Origin of the sequence: Paenibacillus whitsoniae (assembly GCF_003955665.1) — a bacterium.
GTDB classification, from domain to species: Bacteria; Bacillota; Bacilli; order Paenibacillales; family NBRC-103111; genus Paenibacillus_E; species Paenibacillus_E whitsoniae.
On record NZ_RXHU01000088.1, the window covers coordinates 53,696 to 68,443 of the forward strand.

Below are 14,748 nucleotides of genomic sequence, written 5' to 3' on the forward strand. Positions count from 1 at the left end.
AATGTCTATCCATGCCAAATGGGAAGAGCGGATTTTTAATACGGTGATCTACACGCTGCTGACCTTGCTAATGGCGGCAACGATCTATCCGCTGCTTCATGTGCTGTTCGCTTCGTTCAGTGACGCGAACCGAATTGTGTCCCACGAAGGTGTCTTGTGGCGGCCGCTCGGCTTTAATATTGAAGCGTATAAGCTTGTTTTTTCGAACTCGGCGATTCTCGTCGGCTATGGCAATACGTTGTTTATCGTGGTGGTGGGCGTTGCCTTTAACCTGCTATTGACAGCCCTTGGCGCTTTCGTGCTTTCCCGCAAAAACGTGTTCTGGAGCAAATGGATCATGTTCTTCATTCTGTTCACGATGTTTTTCAGCGGCGGACTGATCCCGATGTATCTGATTGTCAAAGGCGTCGGACTGCTGGATTCGCTGTGGTCTGTCATCATCCCTTTTGCGGTGAGCACGTTCAATCTCATCATCATGCGGACGGCCTTCGCATCCATTCCCGATGCGCTCGAGGAGTCCGCGAAAATCGATGGGGCGAATCATTTTGTGCTGCTGTTCCGCATCATTATCCCGCTGTCGCTGCCAACGCTTGCCGTTATCGCCTTGTACTACGCGGTCGATAAGTGGAACGGCTGGTTCTATGCTTCGATTTTCCTGAAGGACCGGGATCTGTTTCCGCTGCAAATTATTTTGCGGGAAATTCTCATTTCGAATTCTACCGACAGCATGTCCTCCGGGACAGGCGGCGATATGTTCCAGATCGGGGAAACGATCAAGTATGCCACGATCGTTGTGGCGACGCTGCCGATTCTGTGCGTGTACCCATTCCTTCAGCGTTTTTTCATCAAAGGTGTGATGGTCGGAGCTGTGAAAGGGTAGTGGCTTGAAAGTGTGTGAACAAATGAAAAGGGGCATTTGCCGATGTGGGTAGAAGCGTTGGAACATGCCGTGGAGAAAACGCGGCGCAATATTAATAAATTCGGGGACTTCTTCCCGTGGACCGGCCTTGACGGCGGCGATTATAAAAGGAGTGACCATCAGGATTGGACGGAGGGCTTCTGGTCCGGCCTGCTATGGCTGAGCTATGAGGCTTCAGGCGATCCTGTGTTCCGGGAGGCGGCTGTCCGCACGGTGCACAGTTTTCGGCGCCGGTTAGAGACGTTCAAGGTGCTTGATCACCATGACATCGGGTTCCTCTATCTGCCTTCGGCTGTCGCTTGGTGGATGCTGGAAGGCGAGGAGGAGGCAAGGGAGCTGGGCCTGGCGGCGGCGGATACGCTGCTGAAAAGATGGCGCCCCGCCGGCGGCTACATTCAGGCGTGGGGGCCGGCGGGCGACCCGAAGAACGGGGGCCGCATCATTATCGACTGCTTGCTGAACCTCCCGCTGTTGTACTGGGCGTATGAGCAGACCGGTGATCCGTCGTACCTGGAAGTGGCACTGGCTCATGCGGAGAAGAGCCGTCGTTATCTCGTGCGAGGGGATGATTCATCGTACCACACGTTTTATTTTAACCAGGAGAACGGCGAGCCTGTCGGTGGTGGTACTCACCAGGGCTACCATGATGGGTCCACGTGGACGCGCGGACAGGCGTGGGGCATTTACGGCTTCATGCTCTCGTATAAGTACACGAAGAATCGGGTGTATCTGGAGGCCTCGCGCCGGATGGCCGCGTACTTTATTGCGCATCTGCCGGAGGATCAGGTGACGTATTGGGATTTTGACGTGCCAATTGGCGAGGGGACGCCGCGGGACAGTTCGGCAACGGCGATCGCCTGCTGCGGCATGCTGGAGCTTGTCGGGTGCCTGCCGGAGAGCGACCCGGATCGGGAGCGGTTCGAGCACGCGGTATTCCGCTGCATGAAGTCGCTCACGGAGAACTATTTGACGACTGACGATCTCGATGCGGAGGGCTTGCTCCGTCATGGTTCGTACCATGTGCGGGGCGGCATGTCGCCGGATGACTTCGTCATCTGGGGCGATTACTTTTACATGGAGGCACTGATGCGGCTTGTCCGCGGGGTGCCGGGATATTGGTACGAGAGAGCTTTGCGCTAAGAAAAACGCCCGCTGCTTCCTGATTAGGAGGCAGCGGGCGTTTTTTTGTATAGGCGAAACACGTAGGCTGTGTTCATTTCCCTGGAATTGGCTTGTAAAAGGGCAAAATGTGTATTCTAAGCATAACTGCTTAAATTCCTGCATTTCGCGCTTAAAAAACCGCATACTCAACGTTTTGGGCTTATGGTAGTCTTAAACCACAGCAGGAACGGTGCAAAAAAATAAAAACACCAGTTCCCCCTACTTAAGCTCAAACCATCAAGGGAGGTTCATAGCAATGAAAAAACATTTCGCAGTAACCGTTTCCAGTGTTATGGCATTATCGATCCTTTTAAGCGCATGCGGCAATAGCGATTCTTCCAGCTCGACACCTGCGGCATCGCCATCCGCGGGAGCTGCGGCAAGCACAGCACCTAAGAAGAACGTCAGCTTTACGATCGGCTACGCGACCGGCGACCCGGCGACGAAGCAGGCGATGGCGGATGCGGTAGCGGCGTTCAGCAAAGCGAACCCGAATATCAAAATTACCGACCTATCCGAGGGCGGTTCTCAGGCCTACCTCGACTGGCTGAAAACGAAGGATGCCGTCGGCGAATTCCCGGATCTCGTCGAGATGCGCGATACGCAGCTGTTCTCCGAAGCGGGCAAAATCGCCGAGCTGCCGCAAGAATGGCTCTCCCTTTTCGCGGATGCACCGAAACTGAACGGCAAGAACTGGACGGCGCCGATTGTGGGTACGGCTCCGCAAGGCATCATTTACAGCAAAAAAGCATACGCTGACGCCGGCATCACATCCGAGCCTAAGACGTATGATGAGTTCCTTGCAGCCCAAGAGAAGCTGAAAGCAAAAGGCATTACACCGCTGACGTTCGGCGGCAAAGATATTTTCCACTGGGGCTTCTGGATTAACAAATTCCTGATGGACGATGTGTTTGCGGACGATCCGAACTGGAACTCCAAGCGGACCAAAGGGCAAGTAAGCTTCGCGGACGCAGGGCCGACACAGGCAATGAAAGATTTTACCGAACTGTTCACCAAAGGTTATGTGGATAAAGGCTACCTGAGCACCGCGGACAACCAAACCGCTTCCATGCTCGTAACAGGCAAAGCGGCGGAGCTGTTCTCCGGCCCTTGGATGTTCTCGCAAATCTCGCAAGCCGATCCGAAGTTTGAATTCGGCTGGTATCCGGTGCCGGACCGCAAAGGCAGAATTGTGGTTAACGGTCTGAATACGCTGCAAGGCTGGTCGATTTCGACAAAGGCGAATCAGGATGCGGACAAGAAAGCAGCCATTTCCGAATTTATCAAGTTCTTCTTCGCGAAAGATCAATATACGAAGTTCATGAAGCAAGTAAACGGCATTCCGACGACGAAAGAGAAAATCACGTATGATGCCGCTCCGCAAATGCAGCGCGTTATTGAAGTGATGAACGATCCGAAGACGATCAAATCGCTGCAAATCAACTCCTTCTGGGGCGATGACCAAATGCCGCCGCAATGGCGCAACTGGTTCTACAAGCTGGCACAGGATTGGCTCGTAAAAGGTGATTTCAGCGCAGATTACTTGAAGAAAGCCGACGTAGAGTGGGACGCTAACATCAAGGCGAACGCAGCGGCGAAGAAATAATCAGTTACCTCAGAGAGATGCGGAAACCTCTGCTCATCGCAGGGGTTTCCCTTAATTCAAGCTGGTTAAGGAGTGAGAGAATGTGGATAAGGTAGAATCGCTGCAAGCTGTGAGCACCGGTGCAAAGGTTGGGAAGAAGAAGAAAACATGGTTCTCCTTTTCCGTTTTATTTATCCTGCCTTCCTTTATTTTATATACGATGTTTGTGATTTACCCGGCTTTAAACAGTGTGAATCTAAGCTTCACCTCCTGGGATGGTGTCAGTCCCAATATTCATTACATCGGCTTCGATAATTTCAAGGAAATTGTGCATAGCGAACGGGTATGGAACGCTTTGAAGAACACGTTAATTATGTCGGTTGCGCTCGTTGTTTTGGAAAATGTGATTGCCATTCTGTTGGCGATGCTGGTCGATCAGGTACGGTGGTGTAAAAATCTGTTCCGGAGTATTTTTTATTTTCCCGTATTGCTAAGCGGTATCGTTATGGGCTTTGTGTGGGCGATTATTTTCAACTATAACTTTGGTGTTATTTCCCAGCTGCTGGATCGGATCGGGCTCGGTTCGCTTAAAATCGACTGGCTTGGCAATCCGGACTATGCCTTAATCGCGATTATCATTACCGCCGTCTGGAAGGGCGCGGGTTACTATATGATTATTTACCTGGCGGGGCTGCAGGGCATTCCCCAGGAACTGCACGAAGCCGCGGCCATTGACGGCGCGAACCGGTGGCAGCAATTCCGCAATATCACGTTCCCGCTGTTGGCCGGCTCGATGACGGTATGCGTCATGCTTTCAATGATCGGCGCGCTCAAAATCTTTGACCAAATCGCCGTTATGACCGATGGCGGTCCGGGCTTCGCGACGGAGACGCTGACGTATATCGTCTATAAGGTTGGTTTCGGCGAGCTTCGCCAAGGCTACGGGACGGCGATGTCCTTGGTGCTGTTCCTTCTGATCCTTATTGTATCGCTTATTCAAATTAGGGTGCTGCGCAAACGGGAGGTGCACATGTAATGCATAAATCCAAAAAGTGGGCGGATCTGGCGATCTTCGCCATCGCCTTGGTGCTTGCTGTATTGTTTTTCTTCCCGGTCTATTTCAGCTTGATATCTTCCTTCAAATCGAATGGCGAAATCCTGCGGGATGCCGTCGCACTTCCGACCAGCTTATACTTGAAAAGCTTCAAATATTTGCTGACCGAGACGCAGTTTCCCGCTGCGATTGTGCGAAGCGCGATCCTGACAGTGACGTCCGTATTCTTCATGATCCTGCTCATTCCGATGGCGGCTTACGCCATTGAGCGTACCGGGAAAAAATGGACGAACGCCATCTACGTGTACTATCTGGCCGGGATGATGATCCCTTTCCAGGTGTACATGATTCCGCTGTTCAAGCAAATGAAAACGCTCGGCCTCTACGGCACGATGACGGCACCGGTGCTGATCTACATCTCCGGTTCGGTCGGGATGGGCGTACTGCTGTTCACCAGCTTCATTCGCGGCATTCCGGTGGAGATTGAAGAGGCGGCGTCCATTGACGGCTGCTCCCGACCGCGGATTTTCTGGCAGATTGTGTTCCCTCTGCTGGGGCCTTGTACGGCAAGTATGATCGTTCTACAGGGGCTGGGGATCTGGAACGACTTCCTCATGCCGAGCCTCGTGCTGCCGTCGACGAAGAAGACGATGGTCGTGGAGATTTTCAAATTCGTCGGGGAGCTGGCGTCCCAATGGGACATGGTCTTCGCCGGTACGACGATGTCGATTGTGCCTGTGCTGATTGTATTTGTTTTCCTGCAAAAATATTTTATCAAGGGTATCGCTTCGGGCGCTACGAAGGGGTAGAACCCCGCCAGCCGCTTCCGGTTTGAATCGGGGCGGCTTTTTTATTCATTTTTGAAGGGATGGGAAAAAGAAATGGGACGTGTCATCAGTTATGAAGCGCCAAAGGGCGCTGTGGGGAATGATGCTTTCACGGTCAACGTGCGGGCTGTCGGCGGAGAGTGGCAGCCTTTGTTTGTGTACGAGGTAAAGGTCGATATGCACGAAGTTCGCCGAGCGTCGATGGCTGCTTTTGATATGGAGGGGCCGGTCGAGGTTGAGGTGATCAGCAACGCCGTGCCGATTCGCGAGGCGGTCATTCGTCCTTTGTCCTTTGCGGTAGCGCACCGTGTAGCGGGCAATGCGGTTTATTTCACGCTGGAGCAGCCAAGGAAGCTGTCCATTGAGATCAATGGGCTGCGCTTCGCCAACCTGCATCTGTTTGCGAATGGGATGGAGCGGGATATCCCGGATCCGGAGGCGGATCACGTGCTGAGCTTGAAGCCGGCGATTCACCGGACTGAGGATATTTACCGGCTGGCGCAAACGCCGAAGCGGGGAGGGGCAGCGGCGCCTGATACGCTTTATTTTGGACCGGGGATGCATTACCTGGAGGAGACGATTCTGCGTATTCCTTCGCATACGACGGTATATCTGGCTGGAGGTGCGATACTGGTGGGCTCGCTGGTGTGCGACCGCGTGGAACACGTGACCATCAGGGGCAGGGGGATTGTGTATTTATCGGATTTTCACCGATTCTCTGCGTTTCGCGGCATTCGCATTCGCTTCTCGGAACATGTATCGGTCGAAGGCATTACGACGCTCGATCCGCCGCATTACAGCATTTATTTGGGTCAATCCCGGCATATTCGGATTGCGAATTTCAAATCGTTTTCCACGCGCGGCTGGTCGGACGGGATCGATATGATGGCTTGCGAGCACGTAGACATCGATGATGTCTTCCTGCGCACGTCGGACGATTGCATCGCGATTTACGGCTCGCGGTGGGATTATTACGGCGATGCCCGCGACGTGACCGTGCGCAACAGCGTGCTGTGGGCGGATGTAGCGCATCCGCTGATGATCGGCACTCACGGGGATCATCACCGGGACGGGGATACGATCGAGCATATTGTGTTCGACAATATCGACATTCTCGAGCACCATGAACCGCAGCCGAACTATATGGGGACGATGACGATCAATGCAGGGGATAAAAATACCGTGCGTCACGTGACGTACCGGAGCATCCGTGTGGAGGATTTTGAATTGGGACGGCTTGTTGATCTGCGCGTGGTATGGAATAAGGACTACAACCCTGTGGCAGGAAACCGTATTGAGGATATCCGGTTTGAGGACGTTTCGTATTGGGGCGCGAATACGCTGCCTAGCCAAATTTTCGGCTATGACGAGGAGCGGCCGGTGATCGGCGTTCAATTTAAGGGGTTAGTGATTAACGGCGTACCCATTACAGGGGCTCAAGAAGGCGGTTTTGTTGTGAATGAACACGCGCACGGGGTTACGTTCACATTGCTTTAAAAAGCGCACTCGCGTCTTAAATTTCCGCACTCTCAAAAAGAAGTGACTTGTTTATAATGAGGGCGAGGTTCAAAAGGTTCCCATTTTCATACCATCTTGAGGAGGTTCGATATGAGGTTCGAACGTGTAAATGAACAGCGGCTGGGTTGGATGCGGCTCCTTGCTGCCTTCCTGACGGCCACCGTCATGGCGTCGTTTGTGCCGATCGCAGCGCAAGCGGCGATCGTGCCGGTGGCTGCGGCAACAGTCACGATTACGGAGACGACCGGGAGCAGCGGGTTTACCCATCCCGGCGTCGGGTTGACCAAGACGATTCTGGAAAACATGAGGCAAGAAGTCATTGACCAGAAGGAGCCCTGGTTCTCGTACTACAAAGCGATGACGGCCTCGTCCAACGCGTCGACGACGGTAACGTCGAGCAACGCAAGTTCGACGGATCCGACGAAGCCGGCGAGCGTAGAAGTTAACGGCAAAGGCGCGTTTGTTGCAGACGGGTTGAAAGCGTATACACAGGCGCTTATGTTTTACATAACCGGCGATGAGGTGTACCGGGCGAACGCGATGCGGATTATCCGGATCTGGGAGCAGATGGACCCGACGAAGTATACGTATTTTACCGATTCGCACATCCATATGGGCATCCCGCTCAACCGGATGGTGACGGCGGCTGAAATTCTCCGGTACACGAGCACGACAACACCAGCTTTGCAGTGGACGGCCAAGGATACGGACGATTTCACGCATAATCTGATCGTGCCGGTGACGGAGACGTTTTTACACGGCAACAACTATTTCATGAACCAGCATACGTATCCGCTGCTTGGCGCGATGTCAGGGTATATTTTTACCGATAACCGGGCGCGGTATGACGAGGGCGTGGAGTGGTTTACCGTCAATAAAACGGCGGTGGACCAAGGCATCAACGGCTCGATCAAACAGCTTTTTCGCTCAGTGGACACGAACGCAGTAACCGGTGAGCATTTGGCTGAGCCTGTTATCCAGCACGTGGAAATGGGAAGGGACCAGGCGCACGGCGGCGGGGATTTGACAAATGCAGCGATTCTGGCGCGTTTGCTAAATGCCCAGGGCACCAAGGTGGATCCGGTGGAGGGAACGGTTTCTACAGCTCCGAATGCGGTGGAGGTTTTCGATTTTCTGGACAATCGGATTTTGAAAACGGCGAATTACTTCTGGCAGTATATGCTGGGCTACGATACCCCATGGACGCCTGTAGCTTATAAAATCGACGAAAACGGCGTCACGCAAGGCATCTATCGCGTTATCTCCGATTCCTATCGGGGGCGGATGACGACGACGCAATTCTGGGATATTTACTACTACTACACGTATGTCAAAGGGGTTAACGTCGCCGAGGCGGCGCCGTACTTCTATGAAGCGTTCACGAAACGCATTCCGTCCAACTATTACTACCAAGGGGCGCTCGGTCAGGCGTGGGAAAGTCCGGATGGCGGCGGCGACTTCTGGCTGTATATTCCGCAGGCGGCGGAAGCCGAAGGCGCGACCTATCTGCCGAAGGAAATGACCAGCGATGCGATCGTTGAATTGGAGGACCGTTACACGGCGTTCGACAATCATTCGGAAACGAAGCAAGAGGGCGGTACCTCTTATGTGGAAGTGACGGCAACGGCGGAAGGTAGCACGATCGCCCCGCTGAACTTCTCTTATGCGGATCGCGCGACGTCCCGGATTATCGGGATCAAGTTCCGCACGAATGGCACGGCAACTTTGGCGCTCAGTAAGGAGAGAACCTCCGCACCGTTCTATACCTTGACCCTGCCGAACACGAACGGGCAGTGGCGCTACATGCTCTACGACATGGGGATCAGCCAAGTCACTTACAGTCAAGTTGACAGCGTATACAGCATCATGTACATGACGGTCAAAGGCGACGGCACGATGGTGGACTTCGATCATTTCAACGTGAAGGCGGGTTCGCAGCTGTCGGCACCGGCATTCAAAAGCGGCAAGTCGCCGGTCACGATTGTCGCCACGGTCGGCATGCCGATCTCGCTCGATTTTTCTGCGATGGACAGCAATCCGGCGGATACGGTGACGTACGAGATGATGAATGCACCGACGGGCGCTGTTCTGAATGCAAGCAGCGGCGCGTTCACGTGGACGCCGGCAGCGGCGGGGACCAGCTCCGTGATTGTCGTGGCGAGCGACGGCACCTCGGTGTCAACGAAGGAGCTTAATCTGATCGTGACGAATGACCGTCAAAGTGCGGTGGATGCGGCGATTGCGCCTTACCATCCGAGCGCGGGTTATGTGACGGCGTCGCTGGAGACGTATCAGAACGCTTACAATGATGCGATCGCACAAATGGGGACAGCGACGGATGCAGCGTTTTATGCCAAGCTGCAAACGCTGCGGAGTGCGGTTGTGGGGCTGCAGTTGTTGACACCGCAACTGAGTAATGGCAGTCTCGATTATACGAAGATGGTCACGTCCACCTTCGGCACTTCGATCACCGATCTGATCGATAACAACGATAACACGTTCTCGGTGTATCAGCTGGCGGGGGATCTGTACCACACGATTGATTTTGGCGCAAATTTCAAGGTGACGGCAAGCGCTTTCGAGATTCAGGGGAGAAGAAGTTTCCCTGAGCGGATCGCAGGGCTGACATTGTTCGGTTCCAATGACGGGGAGACGTGGACGCGGTTAACCGATGACGTGACCGCCAATTCAGAGGATTTGCAGAGGCTGAACGTGAAAGATGAGTATAAGAATACGAAGTTCCGCTTTATTAAAATGCAGGTCATTCAGCTGCCGCCGAGTACTACGACGACACCGAAGAATATGCTGGAAGTCGCCGAATTTAGAATCTATGGCGAGCGGCACGAGACGATCAGCCCAATTGAATCGGTCGGCCTGAGTTCACCGCAGGCGTTTATGAACCGGATCGTTCCGGGTAATACGATCAAGCTGACCTGGAAAGCGAAAGAGCCGATTTCCCAGGTGACCGTCAAAATAGGCGGGCAGGATGCTGTCGCCAGCTCCACGGACAACATCAACTGGACAGCCACGCTGGCGGCGAATCTGGCGATGCCGACAGGCACGGTGAAGTTCGGCATCAATTTCAAACAGCAGGATGGCAGCGATGGCGACACGGCTTTCCTAACGACGGACAACAGTAAGCTGTTCCTTGTCGATGATTCGCATCAGATGAATAATGTGACGGGGATTACGTATTTGATCGACCCGACGACCACGACGGGCAGACCGGGCAATACCGCGGAGACGCTGAAGCAGACGAATTATTTGTTCGATTCGAACGCGAGCACGGCTTCGGATTTCCGGAACGGTTCGAACGGAGCCGGGGGGTATGTGACGTTTGATTTTAAACAGGATTTTCGTGCGTTGCTGACCATGGTCGAAATTATGGCCAGACAGGATCAGGTGGCCAGGATCAAAGGTGCTGTCGTGCAAGGTTCCAACGATAATGCGACATGGACGAATTTGACCGCAGCCGCAGCTTCTACCGCTGAATGGCAAAGCTTTAAGGTGACGAATACGATGCCTTATCGGTATATCCGATTGTTCAATTCCGCCTCCTGGTTCGGCAATATGGCGGAAGTGCGCTTCCACGGCAGCGTGCTTGATGTGAATCAAGCACCGGTGATCACGCCGATTGCATCTGCCAGCATTGAGCTGGGGCAAACCGTGACGTATACGGTGTATGCGACAGATCCGGAAGGGGAAGCCGTTACCTTCTCCGGCGTTGACTTGCCTGTGGATGCAGCTATACAGGCGGGAACAGGTGAGTTCACGTGGACGCCGCAGGCAGTAGGAACGTATCCGTTGACGTTCAAGGCAACGGACAGCAAAGGGCATGCCTCTACAGCACAAACGTCTGTGGTTGTACGCCCGGTTGGCGTACCGGATGTGCTCGTGAGCGGCATTCAGATTACTAGCGTCACGAATGCGGTTTATGTTGGCGATACGTTGCAGCTGGGAGCTGTCGTTAGTCCAGTTGATGCGACAAATCCAGCCGTGAGCTGGTCGGTCACAGCAGTAGACGGCCAGGCGTCGATTGATCCGGTAACGGGCGTACTCACCGGGATTTCGTCGGGGCATGTCACGGTGAAGGCAGCGGCGACAGATGCTTCCGGCGTGTTCGCGACTTACGATGTGACGGTATGGGCGGCTGGAAACGGCGAACCGGATTCGCCGGGTACACCGGATTCAACACAGGGACCAGACACCACTCCGATACCTGTGCCGGAGACAACGCCGGAGAAGAAACCGGACCCGGCGGTGCAAACGGGCACCCCGTTTTCGCCAATCGTCGATGTACAGACGCTGGTGAGTGAGATTAAGGCGAAGCTTGCGAGCCATGAAGGCGCAGCGCCGGCGTTCAGCGACACAAGCGCACATTGGGCGCAGGACACCGTGAGCGTTTTCACCAAGCTCGGGGTCATTCAAGGCTACGCCGACGGCTCGTTCCAGCCGGATGCTAGCATTACGCGAGCCGAGTTTGCGACCGTCATTGCGAAGCTGTTCGGACTACCAGCGAGCGCGCCGACTGCTTTGTCGGACGTGCAGCAGCACTGGGCGGCGGGCGCAATCCATGCGCTGGCTAGCAGCGGCATCATTAGCGGTTACGGCGACGGCACGTTCCGGCCGGATCAAGATATCACGCGTGCGGAGATCATTGCGATCGTTGCGAAGCTGGTTGAACTAAAGCCGGCGGGGGGCAGCACCGGCTTCACCGACATCGACGGCGTGTGGAACAAAGCGCAGATCGAAGCTGCGGCGCAGCTAGGCCTCGTCAGCGGTGTTGCCCCAGGCAGCTTCGCGCCGGGCAAGGACGCGACGCGCGCCGAGGCGTTGACGATCTTGCTGCGCGTGCTGGAACTGAACAGCGAGTTGAAGGCGCTTCTGCGCTAGGAAGGGGCACGCGTGCCTTATCTTGAAGGGCAGATGTTCAGCGGAAGGAATGGAAGGATGCCACGTGGTCAGGTGAATTCCTGCGAATAGGCAGGTATATTTCACAAAAATGGTGCTTTTCACGAAATGCCTGCGATTCAGCAGGTTTTTGAGCAAAACTTGCCCAGAAAGAGGGCTCCCACCTACAATGCCTGCGGATTCGCAGGCATTTCATCATAACAGAAAGAGAGCGAGGGAAATTCCTGCTTTTTTGCAGGCTTGATGCCCCAGCCGGAGGTCATCTCGGCCTCTCATCTCAATAGTAACGAAAAGAGCCTCTAGCGCTGCTTCTGCACCAATCAGTCAGGCAGAAACATAACTTAGGAGGGATCATTCAAATGTTCAAAAGGAAACGTGCCGGTTTTTCTTTCGTCATGAGTTGTGCGATGGTTGTAGGTTCGTTGGCAGCGGCTTTGCCTGCGCAAGCTGCAACAACGATTATCATCTCCCCGGGCCAGAGTATCCAACAAGCCATGGACTCCCTGAAAAATCAAGGCTGCGGCACTTTGATTTTAAAGCCGGGAACGTATACGGTAGGCTACAGTGTCAACGTGTACAATGGATGTACTATCCAAGGGGAATCGGCTACGGACCGCCCTATCATCCAACTGGCTGCCGGGAAAGATGAGCCCGTCATCACGAACGCAAGTGTTCCGTTTTCGAATGTGGCTGCGAGAAATCTAGTCGTTAAGGGCGGGCTCTCCGCCAGTGAACAAAACCTGCCCGAATACTTCCATAAAGGCAGCACGCAGTATAATGATCGCATCAGCAGCGGGGCGGAAACGCAAGCTTCACTGGACGCTAGGATCGAGGCGGCGAGGTTGAATGTGATCGGGATTGATTTTTCAGATAAACATAACGATGTCAGCAACACAGGGGCCACGATTGACAATGTGCTCGTTCAGTACAGCGCAATGGGGATCAATGTGGGAAGAACGAGTAACGTCACCATCAAAAACTCAAAAGTCGAATACAATGGAGCGGTGAAGCAGTATTATCACGGGCTCTATCTGAGCACGGTAGATCATGTGGTGATCGATAAGCTCGATGCCTCCCACAATGTGACGGGAATGGGACTCAAAGTAACCGACTTCTATGACGATCAGACGGAAACCAGCATCAGCATTAAGAACAGCAAGTTTAATTACAATTACGATCGGGGCTTGACGGTTTACCACATGAATAATTTATATGTGGAAGGGAACGAAGCCCATGATAATCAGAAATCCGGCATTAACATTATTGATTGTCAGACCGGAACGTTGATAAACAACAATACCTACAACAATCCGAATATTGCTAATGTATCCTATGACATCTGGCTGGCGAGCAGCTCGGGCTTTACGATCAGCGGGAATACGTATGGTTCTAAGAATGGATTTTGATTCGATCGCTCCTTCTCTTGAGGGGTGAGCCAGAAAATGACTACATAGCAGCTGAGCATGATTACGAAAAGGTCGGGCAATCGCTGCCCGACCTTTTCTGCTACATGGTGCCTCGGTAATTGCATTATGGCTATATATGTTTATAGTTATAGACATGAGTCCATTAATGTATTAATGATTATTTTGCATAAATAAAAGGTGAAAGAAGGTTCCCGCATGGACTATGTAAAATTGGGTAATACTGGATTGGATGTATCGCGCCTCTGTCTTGGATGTATGAGCTTTGGCGTAGCCGAACGGTGGACGCATCCATGGGTGCTAAATGAAGAGAATAGCCGCCCTATTATTAAGCGAGCTGTGGAGCTTGGCATCAATTTTTTTGACACGGCGAATATTTATTCGCATGGATCCAGTGAGGAAATTGTAGGACGAGCCTTAAAAGAGTATACGAATCGGGATGAAGTCGTCATCGCAACGAAGGTTCATTTCCGCATGCATCCAGGGCCTAATGGGGCAGGTCTTTCACGCAAAGCAATTATGAGTCAAATTGATGAGAGTCTGAAGCGGTTGGGGACCGACTATGTCGATTTGTACCAAATCCATCGCTGGGATTACGACACGCCGATTGAGGAAACGATGGAAGCGTTGCATGATGTCGTGAAGGCGGGCAAAGCCAGATATATCGGCGCATCGGCGATGTATGCTTGGCAGTTTTTGAAGGCGCTGCATGTGGCGGAGCGAAATGGCTGGACCCGGTTTGTCTCGATGCAAAACCATCTCAACCTCATCTATCGGGAAGAGGAGAGGGAGATGATGCCGCTGTGCAAATCAGAGAAGATCGGCGTTATTCCCTACAGCCCTCTCGCTGCAGGCAGATTGGTACGTGACTGGCCTACGTCGACGTTCCGATCTGAAACTGATCAAGCCCAGAAAATGAAATACGATGCAATGGCAGAGACAGACCGATTCATTATCGAAAGAGTGGCGGCTCTCGCTGAACGACGCGGTGTTCCACGCGTGCACATCGCACTTGCCTGGCTGCTGCAAAAGGAAGCCATGACCTCCCCGATTATTGGCGTGACAAGTATTGGCCAGCTCGAAGAGGCGGTCGGAGCGCTCTCCGTGACGTTAACTCAAGAGGAAATTGCATTTTTGGAAGAGCTGTACGTTCCTCATCGGGTAGTCGGCGCCCTGTAAAAAATACAAGAGCCAAGTGACAAAACCTCCTTTGAATGCAAAGGGGGTTTTGTCTATTTCATTTGAATTCACCTCCCCCCAAAGCGACTTTTCCCCCCGCATTTCATCCTCCACTCCGGTTTTCTGCCCCTTCCCTTTCCTGTAAGCTAGTAAATGTAAGCACTTTCTTT

General features: G+C 53.3%; 9 protein-coding genes. All 9 read left to right on the forward strand.

All coding sequences use genetic code 11. The annotated features are described in order from the left end of the window. Nucleotide 1: 1 nt before the first annotated feature. The 9 genes from EJQ19_RS26330 (at nt 2) to EJQ19_RS26370 (ending at nt 14,578) form a co-directional block, all read left to right on the forward strand. Nucleotides 2-880 (forward strand): carbohydrate ABC transporter permease, encoded by an 879-nt coding sequence (locus EJQ19_RS26330; RefSeq protein WP_126144205.1) that lies wholly within the window; start codon nt 2-4, stop codon nt 878-880. Between the two features lie 42 nt (nt 881-922). After that, nucleotides 923-2,059, forward strand: coding sequence for a glycoside hydrolase family 88 protein (locus EJQ19_RS26335; protein ID WP_206438495.1), 1,137 nt, complete (start codon nt 923-925; stop codon nt 2,057-2,059). 277 nt (nt 2,060-2,336) lie between these two features. After that, nucleotides 2,337-3,686 (forward strand): ABC transporter substrate-binding protein, encoded by a 1,350-nt coding sequence (locus tag EJQ19_RS26340; protein ID WP_241243094.1) that lies wholly within the window; start codon nt 2,337-2,339, stop codon nt 3,684-3,686. Nucleotides 3,687-3,768: 82 nt separating this feature from the next. Then, a complete protein-coding gene (locus tag EJQ19_RS26345) occupies nt 3,769-4,701 on the forward strand; it encodes a carbohydrate ABC transporter permease (RefSeq protein WP_126144207.1) in 933 nt (310 codons plus the stop codon). Next, nucleotides 4,701-5,528 (forward strand): carbohydrate ABC transporter permease, encoded by an 828-nt coding sequence (locus EJQ19_RS26350; protein WP_126144208.1) that lies wholly within the window; start codon nt 4,701-4,703, stop codon nt 5,526-5,528. The genes EJQ19_RS26345 and EJQ19_RS26350 overlap by 1 nt, the downstream gene beginning before the upstream one ends. 72 nt (nt 5,529-5,600) lie before the next feature. Beyond that, nucleotides 5,601-7,043, forward strand: a complete 1,443-nt coding sequence (locus tag EJQ19_RS26355; protein WP_126144209.1) for a glycosyl hydrolase family 28 protein — start codon at nt 5,601-5,603, stop codon at nt 7,041-7,043. Nucleotides 7,044-7,154: 111 nt separating this feature from the next. Next, entirely contained in the window at nt 7,155-11,957 is a 4,803-nt protein-coding gene (locus EJQ19_RS26360) for an S-layer homology domain-containing protein (RefSeq protein WP_126144210.1), read from the forward strand. A 377-nt stretch (nt 11,958-12,334) separates the two neighbouring features. Then, a complete protein-coding gene (locus EJQ19_RS26365) occupies nt 12,335-13,381 on the forward strand; it encodes a right-handed parallel beta-helix repeat-containing protein (protein ID WP_126144211.1) in 1,047 nt (348 codons plus the stop codon). Nucleotides 13,382-13,597: 216 nt separating this feature from the next. Continuing rightward, complete coding sequence (locus EJQ19_RS26370) at nt 13,598-14,578, forward strand: aldo/keto reductase (protein ID WP_126144212.1); 981 nt, start codon at nt 13,598-13,600, stop codon at nt 14,576-14,578. Nucleotides 14,579-14,748: the final 170 nt, after the last annotated feature.